The sequence below is a fragment of the Burkholderia sp. 28_3 genome (assembly GCF_003253915.1).
GTDB classification, from domain to species: Bacteria; Pseudomonadota; Gammaproteobacteria; order Burkholderiales; family Burkholderiaceae; genus Burkholderia; species Burkholderia cenocepacia.
In genome coordinates this window covers 61,380-80,226 of sequence record NZ_QKZF01000007.1, presented here as the reverse complement: position 1 = coordinate 80,226, position 18,847 = coordinate 61,380, and the positions used below count along the sequence as shown (strand labels likewise).

The 18,847-nt window shown below is 68.0% G+C and carries 17 protein-coding genes; 7 read left to right on the top strand and 10 right to left on the bottom strand.

Annotated features, from left to right (window positions below):
* Window positions 1-15: 15 nt before the first annotated feature.
* Both glcE and glcD read right to left on the bottom strand, forming a co-directional pair.
* Window positions 16-1,092 carry a glycolate oxidase subunit GlcE gene (gene glcE / locus DFS13_RS17160; RefSeq protein ID WP_077021432.1) on the bottom strand — a complete coding sequence of 359 codons (1,077 nt, stop codon included), beginning with the start codon at window positions 1,090-1,092 and terminating at the stop codon, window positions 16-18.
* A complete protein-coding gene (glcD, locus tag DFS13_RS17155) occupies window positions 1,092-2,591 on the bottom strand; it encodes a glycolate oxidase subunit GlcD (protein ID WP_105866253.1) in 1,500 nt (499 codons plus the stop codon). The genes glcE and glcD overlap by 1 nt, the downstream gene beginning before the upstream one ends.
* Window positions 2,592-2,809: 218 nt before the next feature.
* Here glcD and glcC point away from each other — a divergent pair, with 218 nt between their 5' ends.
* The 4 genes from glcC to DFS13_RS17135 all read left to right on the top strand — a co-directional run bounded on the left by glcC (window position 2,810) and on the right by DFS13_RS17135 (window position 7,314).
* Window positions 2,810-3,580: a transcriptional regulator GlcC gene (gene glcC, locus DFS13_RS17150; RefSeq protein WP_006483542.1), complete on the top strand. Its 771-nt coding sequence runs from the start codon at window positions 2,810-2,812 to the stop codon at window positions 3,578-3,580.
* 195 nt (window positions 3,581-3,775) lie between these two features.
* Window positions 3,776-5,278: a nitronate monooxygenase gene (locus tag DFS13_RS17145; protein ID WP_105866254.1), complete on the top strand. Its 1,503-nt coding sequence runs from the start codon at window positions 3,776-3,778 to the stop codon at window positions 5,276-5,278.
* A 35-nt stretch (window positions 5,279-5,313) separates the two neighbouring features.
* Window positions 5,314-6,759 carry a DEAD/DEAH box helicase gene (locus DFS13_RS17140; RefSeq protein WP_111441910.1) on the top strand — a complete coding sequence of 482 codons (1,446 nt, stop codon included), beginning with the start codon at window positions 5,314-5,316 and terminating at the stop codon, window positions 6,757-6,759.
* A gap of 171 nt (window positions 6,760-6,930) precedes the next feature.
* Window positions 6,931-7,314, top strand: coding sequence for a hypothetical protein (locus DFS13_RS17135; RefSeq protein WP_006493972.1), 384 nt, complete (start codon window positions 6,931-6,933; stop codon window positions 7,312-7,314).
* Window positions 7,315-7,388: 74 nt separating this feature from the next.
* On the opposite strand, the gene DFS13_RS17130 is transcribed toward DFS13_RS17135, so the two are convergent.
* The gene (locus DFS13_RS17130; RefSeq protein WP_105866256.1) at window positions 7,389-8,333 is read right to left on the bottom strand and encodes a LysR substrate-binding domain-containing protein; all 945 of its coding nucleotides are present in this window, start codon (window positions 8,331-8,333) and stop codon (window positions 7,389-7,391) included.
* Between the two features lie 82 nt (window positions 8,334-8,415).
* Here DFS13_RS17130 and DFS13_RS17125 point away from each other — a divergent pair, with 82 nt between their 5' ends.
* On the top strand, window positions 8,416-8,814 hold the full coding sequence (locus DFS13_RS17125; RefSeq protein WP_171983974.1) for a nuclear transport factor 2 family protein: 399 nt from the start codon (window positions 8,416-8,418) through the stop codon (window positions 8,812-8,814).
* 215 nt (window positions 8,815-9,029) lie between these two features.
* Here DFS13_RS17125 and DFS13_RS17120 read toward each other — a convergent pair whose 3' ends face one another.
* Genes DFS13_RS17120 through DFS13_RS17100 form a run of 5 tightly spaced genes read right to left on the bottom strand, consistent with a single transcriptional unit; the run spans window position 9,030 to window position 15,373 of the window.
* Window positions 9,030-9,881 carry a carbohydrate ABC transporter permease gene (locus DFS13_RS17120; protein ID WP_006482683.1) on the bottom strand — a complete coding sequence of 284 codons (852 nt, stop codon included), beginning with the start codon at window positions 9,879-9,881 and terminating at the stop codon, window positions 9,030-9,032.
* A gap of 21 nt (window positions 9,882-9,902) precedes the next feature.
* Entirely contained in the window at window positions 9,903-10,847 is a 945-nt protein-coding gene (locus DFS13_RS17115) for a carbohydrate ABC transporter permease (protein ID WP_105866257.1), read from the bottom strand.
* Between the two features lie 54 nt (window positions 10,848-10,901).
* Window positions 10,902-12,161 carry an ABC transporter substrate-binding protein gene (locus tag DFS13_RS17110; protein WP_111441909.1) on the bottom strand — a complete coding sequence of 420 codons (1,260 nt, stop codon included), beginning with the start codon at window positions 12,159-12,161 and terminating at the stop codon, window positions 10,902-10,904.
* Between the two features lie 60 nt (window positions 12,162-12,221).
* A complete protein-coding gene (locus DFS13_RS17105) occupies window positions 12,222-14,207 on the bottom strand; it encodes a beta-galactosidase (protein WP_077189863.1) in 1,986 nt (661 codons plus the stop codon).
* 8 nt (window positions 14,208-14,215) lie between these two features.
* Window positions 14,216-15,373 (bottom strand): ABC transporter ATP-binding protein, encoded by a 1,158-nt coding sequence (locus tag DFS13_RS17100; protein ID WP_006485100.1) that lies wholly within the window; start codon window positions 15,371-15,373, stop codon window positions 14,216-14,218.
* 189 nt (window positions 15,374-15,562) lie between these two features.
* On the opposite strand from DFS13_RS17100, the gene DFS13_RS17095 reads away from it, so the two are divergent.
* Complete coding sequence (locus DFS13_RS17095) at window positions 15,563-16,588, top strand: LacI family DNA-binding transcriptional regulator (protein ID WP_006485083.1); 1,026 nt, start codon at window positions 15,563-15,565, stop codon at window positions 16,586-16,588.
* Between the two features lie 27 nt (window positions 16,589-16,615).
* Here the strand turns inward: DFS13_RS17095 and DFS13_RS17090 are convergent, their stop codons facing one another.
* Window positions 16,616-17,257, bottom strand: coding sequence for a GntR family transcriptional regulator (locus tag DFS13_RS17090; protein ID WP_006493069.1), 642 nt, complete (start codon window positions 17,255-17,257; stop codon window positions 16,616-16,618).
* Between the two features lie 131 nt (window positions 17,258-17,388).
* Here DFS13_RS17090 and DFS13_RS17085 point away from each other — a divergent pair, with 131 nt between their 5' ends.
* Entirely contained in the window at window positions 17,389-17,865 is a 477-nt protein-coding gene (locus DFS13_RS17085; RefSeq protein ID WP_006485099.1) for an OsmC family protein, read from the top strand.
* A gap of 18 nt (window positions 17,866-17,883) precedes the next feature.
* Here the strand turns inward: DFS13_RS17085 and DFS13_RS17080 are convergent, their stop codons facing one another.
* Window positions 17,884-18,834: a LysR family transcriptional regulator gene (locus DFS13_RS17080; RefSeq protein ID WP_006485089.1), complete on the bottom strand. Its 951-nt coding sequence runs from the start codon at window positions 18,832-18,834 to the stop codon at window positions 17,884-17,886.
* Between the last annotated feature and the right edge of the window lie 13 nt (window positions 18,835-18,847).

The following is an 18,847-nucleotide window of genomic DNA, read 5'->3' as shown; positions in this document are numbered from 1 at the left end:
GGGATCGGGTTCGCGTCAGAAGTCGGCGTAGAGCCGGCCGGGATTGAAGATCGCGTGCGGGTCGAGCTGCGCCTTGAGCTGCCGGTGCACGCGCAGCAGCGCGGGCGGCAGCGGCTGGAACGGCTCAGGTGTCGTGCCCGGCGTGAAGCAGGTCGCGTGGCCGCCCCATTGCGCGGCCAGGCGCTGCACGTCGGCCGGCGCCGCGTCGCTTTTCAGCCAGCGCTGCGCGCCGCCCCAGTCGACGAGCTGCGCGCCCGGCCACGCGTCGAGCGGCGCGGCAGCCGGCACCGACACGCGCCACAGCGGACGCGGGTCGTCGAAGAACGGCAGCGCGAGATCGCGCAGCCGCGCCCAGAATGCGTCGCCGCGGTCGTCCATCCGGTCGCCGCCGATCATGTCGCGCGCGGCCTTCACCGAGCCGTCGCCGCCTTCGATCCGCACGCGCAGTACGCCGTTCGCGTGGCACGCACCCGCGAGCGGCAGCCCCGCGCGACGCCACGCGGCGACGCGCTGCACGGCTTCGCTTGCCGCGAGCGTCAACGCGAGATCGCACGTCGCGCGCGGCTTCGGCAGCACCTTCAGCGACACTTCGGTCACGACGCCGAGGCAACCGAAACTGCCGGCCAGCAGGCGCGACACGTCGTAGCCCGCGACGTTCTTCATCACTTCGCCGCCGAAGCGCAGATGCTTCGCGTGGCCGGTGATCACGCGGCAGCCGAGCACGAAGTCCCGCACCGCGCCGGCCCACGGACGACGCGGGCCCGACAGCGCCGCCGCGAACATGCCGCCGACGGTGGCCGCGCCGCCGAACGACGGCGGCTCGCACGGCAGCATCTGGCCGGCCGCGTCGAGCATCGCGTCCAGATCGGCGAGCGGCGTGCCCGCGCGCGCGGTGATCACGAGTTCGGTCGGGTCGTACGACACGATGCCGCGATGCGTGCGCACGTCGAGCGTGCGGCCTTCGACCGGGCGGCCGGCGAACGCCTTCGTGCCGGCGCCGCGGATGCGCAGCGGCTGGCGATCGCGGATCGCCGCGTCGACCTGCGCGACGAGCGCCGCGCTGTCGTCGATGGATTCGATGTCGCGTCGCATCAGAAGCGCTCCAGTTCGGGAAACGGCAGCTTGCCGTGATGGACGTGCATTGCGCCGAATTCGGCGCAGCGGTGCAGCGTCGGGATGTTCTTGCCGGGATTGAGCAGCCCCTGCGGATCGAATGCGGCCTTCACCGCGTGGAAGAACGTGATTTCGTCGGCGTTGAACTGCACGCACATCTGGTTGATCTTCTCGCGCCCGACACCGTGCTCGCCGGTGATGCTGCCGCCCGCCGCGACGCACAGCTCGAGGATCTTGCCGCCGAGCGCTTCCGCGCGGTCGAGCTCGCCGGGCCGGTTCGCATCGAACAGGATCAGCGGGTGCATGTTGCCGTCGCCCGCGTGGAACACGTTCGCGACCGGCAGCCGGTATTCGGCGGACAGCGCGGCGATCCCTTCGAGCACGCGCGGCAGCTCGCGGCGCGGGATCGTGCCGTCCATGCAGTAGTAGTCGGGCGACATCCGGCCGACCGCCGGGAACGCGTTCTTGCGGCCGGCCCAGAAGCGCTGGCGCTCGGCTTCGTCGCGCGCGACGCGAATCTCGCTTGCGCCCGCGTCGCGCAGCAGCGCGGCGACGCGTTCGGCATCCTCGTCGACGTCGCTGGCCGCGCCGTCGAGCTCGCACAGCAGGATCGCCTGCGCGTCGACCGGATAGCCCGCGTGGATGAAGTCCTCGGCCGCGCGGATCGCGAGGTTGTCCATCATCTCGAGGCCGCCAGGGATCACGCCCGCGCCGATGATCCGCGCGACCGCGGCGCCCGCCTCGGCGACGTCGTCGAAGCTCGCCATCAGCACCTTCACGCTCGGCGGCTTCGGCAACAGCTTCACCGTCACCTCGGTGACGATGCCGAGCATTCCTTCGGAGCCGGTGAACAGCGCGAGCAGGTCGAAGCCCGGTGCATCGAGCGCGTCGGCGCCGAGCGTGAGCGTGTCGCCGTCGATCGTCAGGATCTCGACCTTCAGGATGTTGTGCACCGTGAGCCCGTATTTCAGGCAGTGGACGCCGCCCGCGTTCTCGGCGACGTTGCCGCCGATCGAGCACGCGATCTGCGACGACGGATCGGGCGCGTAGTAGAGGCCGAGCGGCGCGGCGGCCTGCGAGATCGCGAGATTGCGCACGCCGGGTTGCACGCGCGCGATGCCGGCATCGGGGTCGATGTCGAGGATCCGGTTGAACTTCGCCATCACCAGCAGGATGCCTTTTTCGAGCGGCATCGCGCCGCCCGACAATCCGGTGCCCGCGCCGCGCGCGACGACCGGTACGCCGTGCGCGGCCGCGACGCGCAACACCGCGCGCACCTGGTCGACCGTGTCGGGTAGCACGACCGCGAGCGGCACCGTGCGGTACGCGGCCAGCCCGTCGCATTCGAACGGCTTGAGCGCCTCGCGTTCGTGCAGCACGTCGAGGCCGGGCGCCGCCGCGTGCAGCGCGGCGACGAGGGTGGCGCGATCGACGGTCGCCAGCGGCCCGTCGATCCGTTCGTCGTAGATGAAACTCATTGGTTCGTCTCCACCATGCGGGCGGCCGCGCGAGGCGCGACACGCCGGAAGGACAGGATTCTTGGCGGCCCGCGCGGGCATGTCCAGACGTCGCGAGGGTGGTCATACCAGTTTTTGATACGCGATCGATCCTGCGTTCTTGAATGATCGGCAAAACCCAACGACAACAAGGCTTTGTGCGAAAATCGGTGTCATCTGTCCAAAGTGGTCATACCAGTATGGAAATGCAGGAGCGGGAAGGGCCGGCGCGACGCGTGGCCGACGTCGTCGCCGAGCGGATCGAGCAGTTGATCGTCGACGGCGTGCTGAAGGCCGGGCAGGCGCTGCCGTCGGAGCGGCGGCTGACCGAGAAGCTCGGCGTGTCGCGCACGGCCGTGCGCGAAGGCATGAAGCTGCTGCACGCGCGCGGGATCATCGATACGACGCACGGCAAGGGTTCGTTCGTCGCGAGCCTGACCCCGCAGCGTGCGATCACGCCGATGATGCATCTGCTCGGCTCGCAGCCGCGTACGCTGTACGACCTGTTCGAGGTGCGCGGAATGCTCGAGGCCGAGGCCGCGCGGCTCGCGGCGCTGCGCGGCACGCCGGCCGATTTCATCCTGATCCGGCGCCGCTACGAGGAAATGACGGCGGCCGACGCGCAGGATCTCGATCCCGCCGCGCGCGCGAAACTCGACCACGCGTTTCATCTTGCGATCTGCGAGGCGTCGCACAACCCCGTGCTCGTCAATACGCTGCAGTCGCTGACCGACCTGCTGCTCAGCTCGGTGTTCGCGTCGGTGAACAACCTCTATCACCGCGAACCGCTGAAAAAGCAGATCGACCGTCAGCACGCGCGGCTCTACAACGCGGTCACGGGGCGGCTGCCCGACCAGGCGCGCAAGGCCGCGAGCGAACATATCCGTCAGTGCGTAGACTATCTGCGCGAGATCGAGCAGGAGGAGCAGCGGCTCGTGCGTTCGACGTTGCGGCTCGAAGGGTGGACGTAAACGGGCGGTGGCTCGCCTGCACGTTGATGTAAATCACGCCTGGTGCGCTGTCGCTGCGGCCTCACGATCGAATATGTCACAATATGATCTATTCGGCGCGCGGCTTGGCATCGCTCGTGCACGTGGATGCAACACGTACGGTGTACCGTCGAGCGTGATACGCCACTGATCCCGCTTCTGACAGGAGGATGCTGCATGTCGATTCCGACGCGTGGCGACGGGCACGACGCCCGCGCCATCCAGATCCTGCATCGCCCCGTCTGCGACCTGCTCGGCTGCACCTGGCCGATCGTGCTCGCGGGCATGGGCGGTGTCGCGCGCGCGGAGCTCGCGAGCGCCGTGAGCGCGGCCGGCGGGTTCGGCTTTCTCGGCATGGTGCGCGAGCCGGTTGCGCTGATCCGCAGCGAAGTGCAGCGAGTGCGCGCGGCGACCGATCGCCCGTTCGGCATCAATCTGATTCCCGCGTCGACGCCGCCCGATCTGCTCGATGCCCAGCTCGACGCATGCGTCGAGCTGGGCGTGCCCGTCGTCGCGCTGTTCTGGGACGTGATGCCGGCCGTCGTGCGGCGCCTGCGCGACGCGGGCGTGTGCGTGGTGCATCAGGTCGGCTCGCTCGACGATGCGCGCGCGGCCGAAGCGGCCGGGGCGCAGGCATTGATCGTGCAGGGGCGCGAGGCGGGCGGCCATGTCCGCGGCGACCGGCCGCTTGCCGCGTTGCTGCCCGACGTGATCGGTGCCGCGAACGTGCCGGTACTCGCGGCGGGCGGGATCGTCGACGGTGCGGGCGTGGCGGCCGCGATGGCGCTCGGCGCGCAGGGCGCGGTGATGGGCACGGCCTTCATCGCGACCCACGAATCGTTCGCGCATGCGTATCACAAGCAGCGCATCGTCGAGGCGCACGAAGGCGACACGCTGCTGACCGACATCTTCCACATCAACTGGCCCCGCGGCGCGAGGGTGCGCGTGCTGCCGTCGAGCGTGACGCGCGGCGAACGCGGCGATCCGTTCGGCGACGCGCGGACCGTGATCGGCGACGAGGAAGGGCGGCCGATCTATCTGTTCAGCACCGATTCGCCGCTGCGCACGATGACCGGCGATGTCGAGGCGATGGCGCTGTATGCGGGCACGGGCGCGGGGCGGATCGAGGCGGTCGAGATGGCCGGCGACGTGTTGCAGCGGATCGTCGTCGGCGCGGCCGCGATACTCGACAAAGGCGGCACGGGGACGCCGGCCGGCGCCGTCGACGAGCGCGAACACGAGCGCCGCGCCGCGTTGCTGGCTACGCTCGATGAATTGCTGGAAGCCGAGCGCGCGGGTGCGCGCGTCGCGTCCGAGACGGCGACCGAGGTGACCGACGATCCCGAGCTGCATCGGCTGATCGCCCGTATCCGCCAGGACGAGGCGCACTGGTGCAGCGTGCTCGTCGACGCGATCCGGTCGCTCGACGCGGTGCCGACGCGCGCGACCGGCGCGTTCTACGAGAAGGCGATGGCGATCGACGATCTGGCGGAGCGGATGGCGTTCCTGAATCGCGGCCAACGCTGGGTCGTGCGCAAGCTGCAGACCTTGCTGCCGACGCTCGCCGATCCGGACATTCACCATGCGCTGTCGTTGATGCTGGTCGCGCACGAGAAGAATATCGGGGCGGTGGACGTGCGGCTGCGCGGCGGCGCGGGCGGGGCGCAACCGGCGCGGTAACCGCTAGAATTGCGGTTTTCGCCCGGAATACGTCCATGTCTTTTGCCTCGCTTGGCCTGATCGAGCCGTTGCTGCGTAACCTGCAGGGCCTCAATTACCAGACACCCACGCCGGTGCAGGCCAAGGCGATTCCCGCCGTGCTCGGCGGCAAGGACGTGATGGCCGCGGCCCAGACCGGCACCGGCAAGACGGCCGGCTTTGCGCTGCCGCTGTTGCAACGGCTGGTGCAATACGGCCCGGCGGTATCCAGCAACCGCGCGCGCGTGCTGGTGCTGGTGCCCACGCGCGAACTGGCCGAACAGGTGCTGCAAAGCTTCGTCGAATACGGCAAGGGCCTCGATCTGCGGTTTCTGGCCGCCTACGGCGGGGTGAGCATCAATCCTCAGATGATGAAGCTGCGCAAGGGCGTCGACGTGCTCGTGGCGACGCCGGGCCGCTTGCTCGACCTCAATCGCCAGAACGCGGTGCAGTTCGATCAGGTGCAGACGCTGGTGCTCGACGAAGCCGACCGCATGCTCGATCTCGGCTTCGCGCGCGAACTCGACGCGGTCTTTGCCGCGTTGCCCGCCAAGCGCCAGACATTGCTGTTCTCCGCCACGTTCTCCGACGAGATCCGCACGATGGCGGCGGGCATTCTGCGCAACCCGGTCGATATCAGCGTCAGCGCGCCCAACGCCACGGCCAGCAAGATCAAGCAGTGGGTGGTGACGGTCGACAAGCGGAACAAGCCGGACCTGTTCATGCATCTGGTGGCGCAAAACAAGTGGGAGCACGCGCTGGTGTTCGTCAAGACCCGCAATGGCGTCGATTATCTGGCGGTGATGCTGGAGAAAGCCGGCTATGCGGTCGACACGATCCACGGCGACAAGCCGCAACCCGCGCGTTTGCGGGCGCTGGAGCGTTTCAAGGCGGGCGAAGTGCAGATGCTGGTCGCCACCGATGTGGCGGCGCGCGGACTGGATATCGACGATCTGCCGCTCGTGATCAACGTCGATCTGCCGATCGTCGCGCAAGACTATGTGCACCGTATCGGCCGCACCGGCCGCGCGGGCGCCAGCGGCGTGGCGGTATCCCTCGTATGCGCCGATGAAGCGCCGCAACTGGCGGCGATCGAAGCGCTGATCCGGCAGACGCTGCGGCGCGAAGAAGAGCCGGGTTTCGAAGCCGAGCATCGCGTGCCGGAAACCAGCGCGACGGGCCAGATCATCAAGAAACCGAAAAAGCCGAAGAAGCCCAAGGTGCCGCAAGCCGCGCCGGTCGCGAGGCAAACGCCGGGCAAGAAGCCGCATACGCCGAGCAACGACGGCAGGCGCAAGCCGGGGGCGCAGCATGCGACGGCCGCTGGTGCCGGTAAAGGTCCGGACTACACCATCGGCAGCCCGTTCAGCGTGCAGAAGCCGCGCAGCAAGCCAGCCGGGAAGGCGGGGGCGGCGAAGCCCGCCGGGAAATCCGCCGGTGGGCGCGGCAAACCGTCCAGGTAGGCCGAATCTTCCTGTCCGGGGTGCCGAGACGATTGAATCGTCCGATGCAGTGGACGAATACGGGTGGCTGGAAGCAGCGCGGCCGGTTTTCTCGTTGCCGACCTGAAACCGGCCGCGACCCGGCCTTCCCGGCGTGACCGACGATGTGCGATGACTGAAGTGAGAGAGGGAATGACGACGACATTCGACGAGGCGACAACGGCGGCGATCGCCGCGTTTGCCCAACTGGATTTGTACACGGCCGTGCAAGCGATGCGCGCCGAGGCCGATTATGACCACGAGCGGGACCAGTGGATCACGCGCTATATCGACGAGCACGGCGGCGGCGTGGACGATGCCGAGTACGACGCCTTGCATGCGCAGGCGCAGGCAACGCCGGAATACGCGCACTTCATCGATGGGGTTCGCCAAGAAATCCTCGAATACTTCGGCGTGACCGACGATCAACTGGACTGCATGATCGTGCTGCGCGAGGACGACAGCGATGCGCTGTGGGCGGAGGTCAACCGCCAGCGGAGCGCGCTGGGAACCGGTGAAGTGCGCGGCGATCTCTGACAGGCCCGTCATTCGCCGGTCCTGTGGGTGGGTCATTCGAGCATGTCGATTCCACCCGGGTATCGGATGCTCGCCTATCGGTCTTCTCGCGCAAGTCGCAGCAAGACGTCGGCGAGGGCCCGAATTTTCGGTTGTGCCGCACGTTGGGGCGGATAGACGAGGAAGTACGAAAGGCCGTCTCGAGCCACGTCCTCGAACGGCGTCACCAGCGATCCGGCGCGGAGCCGGTCTCTTGCCATTCGCGGGTCGCCGATTGCAACGCCGTGTCCTTCCATCGATGCCGCGAGCGTCAATTCGAGGGTATCGAATACGAGTCCGCGTCCCGCATCGACCTGGCGTGCCCCGACATGATCGAGCCAGCACTTCCATTCCGCGTGGCTGGGCCCGGGATGGAGCAATTCGACCTGCGCAAGGTCGGCAACGGATCGCAGTGAGGTTGCCAAGGCGGGCGCGCACATCGGCGTGAGCATCTCGGCAAACAGCGGGATCGCCTCCATACCGGTCCATTGCCCCGTGCCGCGCACGACGACGGCATCGACGTCGGACGTCGTGAAATCCGGCGTGTCGTCCGCGGATGTCGAGATACGAAGCTCCGTTCCGCTCATCGCGCGCTGGATGTCCGGCAGCCGCGGGAGCAGCCAGCGAACGGCGAACGTGGAAGGCAACTTCAACGTGAGCACCGAGGTCGCCCGTGCATGGACGTCCGCGTGCCGAACCAATTGCGTGAGCACGTTGACCGCGACCGTCAGCAGTGCATTCCCTTCCGCCGTCAACGTCAGGCCCGATACGTGGCGCACGAAGAGTGCGCATCGGTAATGCGTCTCCAGCTGCTGTATCTGGCGGCTGACCGCACCTTGCGTCCGGCATAGGTGGTCCGCCGCCTTGCTGACGCTGCCCAACTGCGCCGCGGCGACGAACGACTGAATCGCCGCCAACGGCGGGAGCGGCCGCGTCAGGTCGGCCAGCGGATATGCATGCGCCGCATACCCGGGTTGCAAATTTTTCGATTGTTCGGTCATCGGGGCGTCGCTATCGTGCGTCTACCGGATGCCCTGTTCTTGCGAGTGAACGGGGTCGTCAACGAATGATCGGAGGATAGTCTTGGGCTCAACGTCGGGATCACTATATACGCAACAGGTTCGCGCCTACCTTCGGGAACTGGAGCGAGGCGATGTCGGCGCCATCTGCGCGCTATTTACGCCGGACGCGCGGATTTTCTCGCCCTTTCTCGGCTGGATGCAGCCTGAGCCCTTCTTTTCGAAGGTCGCTGCCGCGTCGGGAGAAAGCAGGATTACGCCGATCGATATCTGCGTCAGCACGAGTGGCGCTCGCCGTGCGACCGGTTACTTCATCTACGACTGGGGCCTGAAAGACGGCTCGGCGGCGCGCTTCGAGTGCGTCGACGTATTCGAGTTCGACGTCGCGGGGCTCATCGAACGAATGATCATCGTCTACGACACCCATCCGATTCGCAGTACGGTCGGCGACAAGTACGCGTAGCCGAATCGATGTCGAGCAAAGTCGCGCCCAGACGTCCAGGCGCGTCGAAACCGGCAGTCAGCTGCGCGTTTAATCGGTTGGCGGCATTGGAGCCTGGATGGCGGGCCAAGGTCGCCAACCGACATCGCCCCAATCTGCAAAGCATGAAAAAAGCCCGCCGAAGCGGGCAACCTCACGATGCGGAGGGGGAGATTCGAAACGCGAGCGGCGCGCGTTCAGCCTTTCGTCGCGCCGAACGTGAGCCCCGCGACGAAATGCTTCTGCATCGCGAAGAACATCGCGACCGACGGCAGCGCGGCGAGAATCGACCCGGCCGAGACGAGGTTCCACGAAGTCGTCCATTGACCTTTCAGCGCGGCGACGCCCGCCGTGATCGGCGCCGCCTCGTCGCCTTGCGTAAGGCACAGCGCCCAGAAGTAATCGTTCCACACGAACGTGAACACGAGAATCGCGAGCGCGGCCAGCGCCGGCCGGATCAGCGGCAGCACGATCCGCCAGAACACCGTCCATTCGCCCGCGCCTTCGATGCGCGCCGCCTCGATCAGCTCGAACGGCAGCTGCTTGATGAAGTTGCGCAGGAACAGCGTGCAGAACCCCGTCTGAAATGCGACGTGGAACAGGATCAGCGCTTCGACGGTATTGAACACGCCGAGCCGCAGCGACAGGTCGCGCACCGGAATCATCAGCACCTGCACCGGCACGAAGTTGCCGGCGACGAACGTGCCGAACAGCGCGGTATTGCCGCGAAACCGGTAGGTCGCGAGCGCGAAGCCGGCCATCGCCGCGAGCGCGATCGAGCCGATGACCGACGGCACGGTGATCTGCACGCTGTTCCAGAAGTAATGCAGCATCGGCGACGTGGTCAGCGCATCGCGATAGTTCTCGATCATCGCGAAGCGGCGCGGCCAGCCCCAGTAGTGACCTTCGACGAGTTCCTCCGTCGAGCGCACCGACGTGACGAACACCGCGATCATCGGCAGCAGCCAGATCACGAGCGCGACGGGCAGCGACAGCTTGTACAGCCGGCGCGATACCGGCTTCCAGTGGGCAACGGGTGTCGGAAACATGATGAGTGGGCTCCCGAAAGGTCACTGCTCGTTGCGCAGCATGCGGCGCAACTGGAACACGATGTAGACGAGCATGATCGCGAACAGCACGACCGCGATCGACGCGGAATAGCCGAGCCGGTAGTACTTGATCGCCTGGTCGTACATGTAATACGCAAGCACGGTCGAGCTTTCGAACGGGCCGCCGCCCGTCATCACCGAGATCAGGTCGAAGCTGCGCAGCGCGCCGATCACGGTGACGACGATTGCCATGAAGGTGGTCGGCCGCAGTTGCGGCAGCACGACGTGCCACAGCAGCGCGAAGCCGCGCGCGCCTTCCATCCGCGCGGCTTCGATCTGTTCCGGGTTGATCGACGTGAGGCCGGTCAGGTACAGGATCATGCAGTACGCCGTCTGCGGCCACAGCGCCGCGAACACCACGCCGAGCGTCGCATAGCGTGCGTCGCCGAGCACCGGGATGCCGTGCCCGGCGATGAGCGCGAGCAGCCCGAAAGTCGGATCGTAGAACCACGAGAAGATCAGCCCGACGACCACGCCCGACAGCACGAACGGCGCGAAGAACAGCGACTTCACGAGCCGGATGCCGCCGACCGCCTGGTTCAGGTACAGCGCGAGCGCGAGGCCGAGCGGCGGTGCGAGCATGAACAGCACGAGCCAGATCACGTTGTTGCGCAGCGCGGTGTAGAACGTCGGCGCCTGCAGCAGCTCAGCATAGTTCGCGAGCCCGACGAAGGTGCGCTCGGTCATCCCGTCCCAGTTGTACAGGCTCAGCCACAACGTCGACAGGATCGGCCAGATCACATAAATGGCAACCATTGCGCAGGCCGGCGCGAGAAACAGCCACGCGGCGCGCCGTTGCCGCCGCACGGCGGGCGACGGCCGGCGCGCGGGCAACGCGGTGGTGGACGGGCCGCGCGGCGGCGGTGCGGTGCCGGCGGGCGGGGGGGACGTGATCGGACTGGACACGGCAAGCCTCCTGAACGGACACGGCGGCGCGCGGCCGCCGGTTGGGTCACGCGGTCACTTCTTGTAGATCCGCTTGCGGGTCTGTTCGAGTTGCGCGAGCACCGTATCGAGCTGCGCGGGATTCGCGAGGAACTGCTGCATGCCCTTCATCCCTTCGTCGGCCATTTCCTTGGTCATGTCGCGGTCGTAGAACTGCGCGACGCCGCCCTTCGTGTCGGCGAGGATCCGGAAGCCGATGCGCGAGATCGGATCGGCCGGCTCGGGCGACTTGCTGTTGGCCGACAGCGAGCCGAGCCCTTCGGCGAGCTTCGCGCCCATCTCGGGCGTTTCGACGAACGCGAGGAACGTGTGCGCGTCGGCCTTGTTCTTCGCCTTGGTCGGGATGTGCAGCGATTCGACCGGGCCGTCCTCGGCGGTCGGCACCTTCGGGTCGATGATCGGAAAGCGGTAGTAACCCATTTCCGGCTTCACGTTCGGCGGGAAACCGGCCGCGATGAAGGTACCCATCAGCATCATCGCGGCCTTGCCCTGGAACAGGAACGGCTGCGCGCCGTCGAGATCGTAGGACAGCGCGTTGTCGATGAAGTAGCCCGAGTCGATCAGCGATTTCCACGTCGTGTAGACCTTCTTCACGCGCGGGTCGGTGTACGGCACGTCGCCGGCCATCAGTTGCTGATGGAACGCGTTGCCGTTCAGGCGCAGGTCGAGATAGTCGAACCAGCCGGCGAGCGTCCACGCGTCGCGGCCGCCGATCGCGATCGGCGTGATGCCGGCCGCCTTCAGTTTCTTGCACGCATCGAGAAACTGGTCCCACGTCTTCGGCTCGTCGGCGATGCCGACCTTGCGGAACAGGTCCTTGCGGTAGAACAGCCCCCACGAGTAGTAGACGGTCGGCGCCGCGTATTGCTTGCCGTTATAGGACGACGCGCTGCGCGTCGACGCATACATCGCATCCCAGCCGTTCTTCGTCCAGTCGCCGCTCAGGTCCTCGAACAGCCCGCGCTTCGCGTAGTACGCCATCCGTTCGCCCGCGTGCCAGTTCACGACGTCCGGCGCGACGGTGGTGAGCCACGCCGGGAGCTGCACCTTGTACGCTTCCTCGTCGACGAAGGTCGGCTTCACGTCGATGTCGGGATGCGCCTTGTGGAACGCTTCGATCGTCGACTGCCAGACCGCGCGCTGGCTCGCGCCCTTGAACGCGATGTTGATGGTCAGCGTGCCGGCATCGGCGGGCGCCGTCGTGCCGAGCGACGCGAAGGCGACCGCGGCGGCCGTGGTGAGCCGGGCGGCGGCGCGAAGGGGGCGATGTGTCATGGTGTCTCCAGTCCTGTGTGTCGTTGTGCGTGCCCGGCGCGTCACGGCGCCGGTGAGGGGTTACGAACGGCTTCGATACACGGCTACGTCCTGCGGTCCGACCTGCGCGGCGCCGAACACGAACGCCGACGGCGGTACCGCGTCGATCGTGTGCGGCGTGCTGCCGTAGTTGAACACGTAGGTCAGGCCGCCGCGGCGGCTCACGCGTACGCCGTCGGGCAGCGGCGTCGGCGCGAGGCCCGCTTCGGCCGCGACATCGGCGAACAGGCGCATGGTGGTCGCGTCGTCGAACAGCGCGGCCCAGTAATGCAGTGCGCCATGCGACACGCAGGCGGGATGACCGTCGGCGAAGCGCGCATGCACGACGCTGCGCGTGTCGTCGTGCAGTTCGACGAAGTCGCGCCAGTGGCGCGCCGCGCCCGCGAGCGGCGAGCCGTCGCGCAGCGTGCCGTCGATCCGTTCGGTCAGGTTCGGCCGCAGCGATTCGACGCGCCACACGCGTACCGGCAGGATCGACGCGAGCGGGCCGGGCGGCAGCGCCGGCGGAATCTGCAGGTCGACGGTTTTGGAGCCGGTGCGCGGCCCGAACACCACATGGGCGCCCGATGCGGCGAGCCGTGACGCGAAATCGTCCGGCACGATCGGCAGCGGCGGCACCACGACGACGCGGTAGCCGTCGAGCGGCGCGTGCGCGGACACGATGTCGACGTCGAGGCCGAGCGCGCGCAGCGCCGAGTAGTACTCGAACGCGAAACGCGGGTAGTGGAAATCGGCGCCCTGCGGCTGCACTTCGAACAGCCACTTCGCCTCGTAGTCGAACACCAGCGCAACGGGCGCGCGCACCGCGCCGTCTGCGTCCGCGCCGGCGTCGTGCACGGTCGCGATCTCGCGCGCGACGCGCTGCGCTTCGCGGCCGCCTTCGTCGAGCTTGTCGTCGGGCGTGTGCAGCCCCGCGTGCATCTGTTCCTGCGCGAACGGCGCCTGCCGCCAGCGGAAGTAGGACACGCAGCCGGCGCCGTGCGCGAACGCCTCCCAGCTCCACAGCCGCACCATGCCCGGCAGCGGCGCGGGGTTCCACTGCGCCCAGTTCACGGGCCCCGGCTGCTGTTCCATCACCCAGAACGGCAGCTTCGACATGCCGCGATACAGATCGTGATTGAACGACGCGAAATCCGGATGGCCGGTGCGCAGCCAGCGCGCCTTCACGTCGGGCGCGAACCATTGCTCCTCCAGCGCGCCGAGCGGGTAGCTGTCCCACGTCGCGATGTCGAGGTCGCGGGCGACCTCGTAGTGATCGAACTCGGTGAACAACTGCATGAAGTTGTGCGCGACCGGCCGGCCCGGCGAGTGTGCGCGGATCACGTCGACCTGCATCCGGTGATAGCGCGCGAGCTCGTCGGACGCAAAGCGTCGGTAGTCGAGGCGATGCGACGGATGGGCTTCGGTCACGGTGCCCACCGGCGCGTCGACTTCGTCGAAATGGCGATACTCCATGCTCCAGAACACGGTGCCCCATGCACGGTTCAGCGCGTCGATCGTGCCGTAGCGCGCCTTCAGCCATTCGCGGAAGCGCACGAGCGCGGCCGGCGAGTAGCTGACGACGGTCTGGTGGCAGCCGAGCTCGTTGTCGGTCTGCCAGTAGCGCACGGCCGGATGGCGGCCGTAGCGCTCGGCGACCGCCGTGCAGATCTGGCGCGACGCTTCGAGATAGGTCGGCGACGAGAAATCGTAGTGGCGGCGCGAGCCGAACGCGCGCGGCCGGCCGTCCGCGCCGATCGCGAGGATGTCGGGATGACGGTCGACCAGCCATTTCGGCGGCGTCGCGGTCGGCGTGCACATCACGATCTCGAGGCCGGCCGCGCCGAGCACGTCGACCGCACGGTCGAGCCAGCCCCAGTCGTATTCGCCCGGCGACGGCTCGATGCGGCTCCACGCGAATTCCGCGATCCGCACCTGCTCGATGCCGAGCGTTTTCATCCGGCGGGCGTCGTCGGCCCACATCGATTCCGGCCAGTGTTCCGGGTAGTAGCAGACTCCGAGGCGCATGCCGATCCTTATGCGTAGTGGTGAACGTGGACGTCGGCGCACGCGGGCACCGCGCGGCCGTCTTCGGTGAACAGGTGGCAGGCCGCGGCCGGCGCGTGCACGTGCACGCGTTCGCCGGTGCGCACCTGCGCGTCGCCGGGCACCTTCGCGATCAGCGGCGTCGCGTCGGGCAGGCCAGGCGAATCGAGGTGCACGTAGGTCTGTTCGCCCAGGCGTTCGACGAGCGCGACGTCGCGCGCGAGCGTCGTCGCGTCGGCCGCGGCGCCGAGCGTCAGGTGTTCGGGACGGACGCCGAGCGTCACGGCGGCGCCGGCGCTCAGCGCCGAGCCGTCACGCGGCAGCGCGAAGGTTTCGCCGGACGGCACCAGCTTGACGGTCGTGCGCTGCGCGTCGCACGCAGTCACGACGGCCGGCAGGAAGTTCATCCGCGGCGAGCCGATGAAGCCCGCGACGAAGCGGCTGGCCGGGTGGTGGTAAAGGTCGAGCGGCGCGCCGACCTGCGCGATGCTGCCGTGCTGCGCGGTATCCGCGCCGGCGTGCAGCAGCACGATCTTGTCGGCGAGCGTCATCGCCTCGGTCTGGTCGTGCGTCACGTAGACGACGCTCGCGCGTTCGAACTGCCGGTGCAGCCGCGCGATCTCGATGCGGGTCTGGCCGCGCAGCGCCGCGTCGAGATTGGACAGCGGTTCGTCGAACAGGAACACGCCGGGCTCGCGCACGATCGCGCGGCCGATCGCGACGCGCTGCCGCTGGCCGCCCGACAGCGCCTTCGGCTTGCGTTCGAGCAGCGTGTCGAGCTGCAGGATGCGCGCGGCGTCGCGCACCTTCCGGTCGATCTCGGCTTTCGGCACGCGCGCGAGCTTCAGCCCGAACGCCATGTTCTCGTACACCGTCATGTGCGGAAACAGCGCGTAGCTCTGGAACACCATCGCGACGCCGCGTTCGGCGGCCGGCACGTCGTCGACGCGACGGCCGTCGATCGACAACTCGCCCGCGCTCAGATCCTCGAGCCCGGCGATCATGCGCAACAGGGTCGACTTCCCGCATCCGGACGGCCCGAGAAACACGCAGAACTCGTGCGCGCCGATCTCCAGATCGACGTCGCGAATGACCGGCGCGTGCTCGCCATAGGCTTTCTGCACGCGTCGCATCGAGATGCTCGCCATTGTCTCCGCTCCATGTTTTAATGCGCCACACTGCTTGATTAAGCGCTTAATCATCGCGATCAAAAAAAGGGGCGATGCGATCGCGGCCGAGTCGCGCCCGTCGGTCGGGCGGCAGGGTGTGCGGCGATAGTGCGCCGCTTCGGTGAGCGAAGCAAATATTGGATCGACGTCTCATATAGTGAGCAAACGATGGCAACTCTGGATGAAGTGGCGCGCCGCGCCGGCGTGACGGCCGCGACGGTGTCGAACGTGCTGCGCGATCGCGGCCGGGTCGGCGACGCGACGCGGGCGCGGGTGCTCGAAGCGGTCGACGCGCTCGGGTATCGGCCGCACCTCGCCGCGCGGGCGCTGGCGGAAGGGCGCGCGCCGACGGTCGCGCTGATGGTATCGAGCATCGCGAACCCGTTCTATCCGGAGTTCGCGCTGGCGGTCGAGCGCGCGGTGCGCCGCAACGGGCAGTTCCTGATCGTCTGCAATACGAACGAAGATCCGTTGCAGGGGCGCGCGTATCTCGACCAGATCGCCGGCACGATCTCCGAAGGGATTCTCGTGACCAATGCGAACCTGCACCTGCCGGACCTGCTCGACGTCGCGCGGCGTGGCGTGCCGGTCGTGCTGTGCCTGTGGGAGCGGCCTGACGCGCCGCCCGACGGGTTGCCGTGCGTGGCGATCGATTTCCGCGAGGCGGGACGGATCGCGACGCGGCATCTGCTCGAACTCGGTCACGAGACAATCGGAGTGATCGTCGGCGGCGCGGCGAGCGGCGTGCAGGCGGCGCGCTACGACGGCTTCGTCGACGTGATGCGCGATGCGGGGCTCGACGCGTCGATCGTCGCGGCCGAGCGTGATTCGATCGAAGGCGGGCTGCGTGCGGCGGGCCGGCTGCTCGATGCGCACCCGCGGTTGACCGCGCTGGTCGCGACCAACGACCTGCCGGCGATCGGCGCGATGCATGCGGCGGCCGATCGCGGCCGGCGCGTGCCCGACGATCTGTCGATCGTCGGCATCACCGACATCCATCTCGCGCGCGACACGCGGCCCACGCTGACGACCGTCGCGATCCCCACTGCCGAAGCGGCCGGCCTCGCAGTCGAGCTGCTCAATACGCTGCGCGAGGCGGGCGGGAAGGGCGACGGCGCGTCGCGCGTGCGGGTCGCGTCGCTGCCGACGCTGACGGTGCGCGGCACGACCGGGCCGGTGCCGCGCGCGGCATGACGAAACGCGAGCGGTAGCCCGCCGGCTTCAGCCGCCTTCGACGAGCCGCAGCACGATGCGGCGGGCCGAATCGAGATGCGCGACGGTCATCGCGCGGGCGCCGCGGGCATCGCGTTCGAGGCACGCCTGCAGGATATCGTCGTGTTCGACCTGGAACGACGAGGTATCGGCGAGCAGCGTGGCCTGCAGGCGCTCGTAACGTTCGACCTGGCCGCGCAGTTCGGCGATCGACTTCAACTGCCGCGCGTTGCCGCAGCACGAATACAGCAACGCGTGGAATTCGCGGTTCAGTTCGCCTTGCCGGCGTGGCACGGTTGCATCGCCGAGCAGCCGATGCACGAGTTCGGCGCGGGCGAGCGTTTCGTCGTCGAGCCGCTTCACGCTGCGGTAGATCGCATCGCCTTCGAGCAGCACGCGCAGATCGTAGATTTCGTGCACGTCCGACGCGCTCAACATGCGCACGACGGCGCCGCGATTCCGGAAGATGTCGAGCAAGCCCTCGCGTTCCAGCCGCTGGATCGCCTCGCGCATCGGAATCCGGCTGATGCCGAAGCGCTCGGCCAGATCGCGCTCGACGAGCCGCTCGCCGGCCGCCAGTTCGCCGTTGATGATCATGTCGCGCAGCGACGCGGCGACCGCGTCCGCCGTGGAGTCGAGTTTGGCTTCCATGCCTGCCTGTTTCGTCATTTTGGAATAATGGTATACCAAACGGCCATCCAGTGCCACAATGGCGACCATCGGCGGGCTTCACGCAACGGCGTCCGGCCCGGTCGAGGCAACCGACATCAATGGAGAGCGAGATGGCATCGGGCGAACACCAGTATCGCGTCGCAGTGGAGTGGACGGGCAATCGTGGCACCGGCACGTCGGGGTATCGCGAGTACGGGCGCGATCATGTGATCCGCGCAGGCTCCAAGCCGGATATTCCCGGCTCGTCGGACCCGGCGTTTCGCGGCGACGCGGCGCGCTGGAACCCTGAAGACCTGCTGCTCGCGTCGGCATCGGCGTGCCACAAGCTGTGGTATCTGCACCTGTGTTCGGAAGCCGGCATCCGCGTGCTGGCCTATGTCGACCACGCGGAAGGCACGATGCTCGACGGTGCCGAAGCGGGTCGCTTCACCGAAATCGTGCTGCGCCCGCAGGTGACGATCCGGGCCGGCGACGATCGTGAACGCGCGGCGCAGCTGCATCACGATGCGCATGCGAAGTGTTATATCGCGAATTCGGTCAATTTTCCGATTCGGTGCGAGCCGGTGATCGAGGTTGCCGCGGCGTAGGAAACCGCGGCTGCGTCGTCACAGCGCGACCCCATAAACCTCCCGCGCCGCGGCCCGAATCGCCTCGACCATCACCGTCACCGCCGGCGAATGCAGCCGGTCGGTGCGCGTGATGATCCCGAAATCGTCCATCCGGCAATCCATCTCCAGCGGCAGCATCGTGACGATCCCGTGCCGCGCGTAGTAGCGCGCGACGTCCTCGGCGAGCACCGCGATCATGTCGCTCTGTTCGAGCAGTTGCGTGATGAACAGCAGCGCCGACGTTTCGACGAGGTTCGCCGGCGGCGCGAGGCTCGCGCGCTGGAACACGAGTTCGAAGCGGTGCCGCAGCACGCTGCCGGCCGGCGGCACGACCCACGCGGCGCGCTGTACGTCCGCGAGCGCCAGCGGCGCTTGCGCGAGCAGCGGATGGCCGGGCCGCACGACCGCGGCCACCGATTCGCCGGTCAGCGGCTCGTAGCGCAGGCGCAGCTTGTCGTGTTCGGCGGACAGCCGGCCGAGCACGATGTCGATCTTTTCCTGCGCGAGATGCTCGAGCAGCACGTTGCTGGTGTCGATCTCGACCGACACGTGCAGGCCCGCATGCGTGCCCTTCACCGCGGCGACGGCCGGCGGCACGAGCCGCAGGGCCGGCGACGTGATCGCCCCCACCGCCACGTGGCCGAGATGGCCGGCCTTCAGCGCGGCCAGCTCCTCGCGTGCCTGGTCGAGGCTGCCGAGCGCCGCGCGCGCGTGGCGGATCAGCGCGTCGCCGTACAGCGTCGGCCGCATCCCGCGTGGCAGGCGCTCGAACAGCACCGCGCCAATCGATTCCTCGAGTTCGCGCAGCAGCTTCGACGCGGCCGGCTGCGTCATGTTCAGCGCGGCCGCCGCGCGGTGGATGCTGCCTTCGTCGGCGAGCGCGACGACCAGCAGCAACTGGCGCGTCTTCAGGCGGGCGCGGTTTCCCCACGGACTGGCTTCGGTCATCGTACGGGTTTAT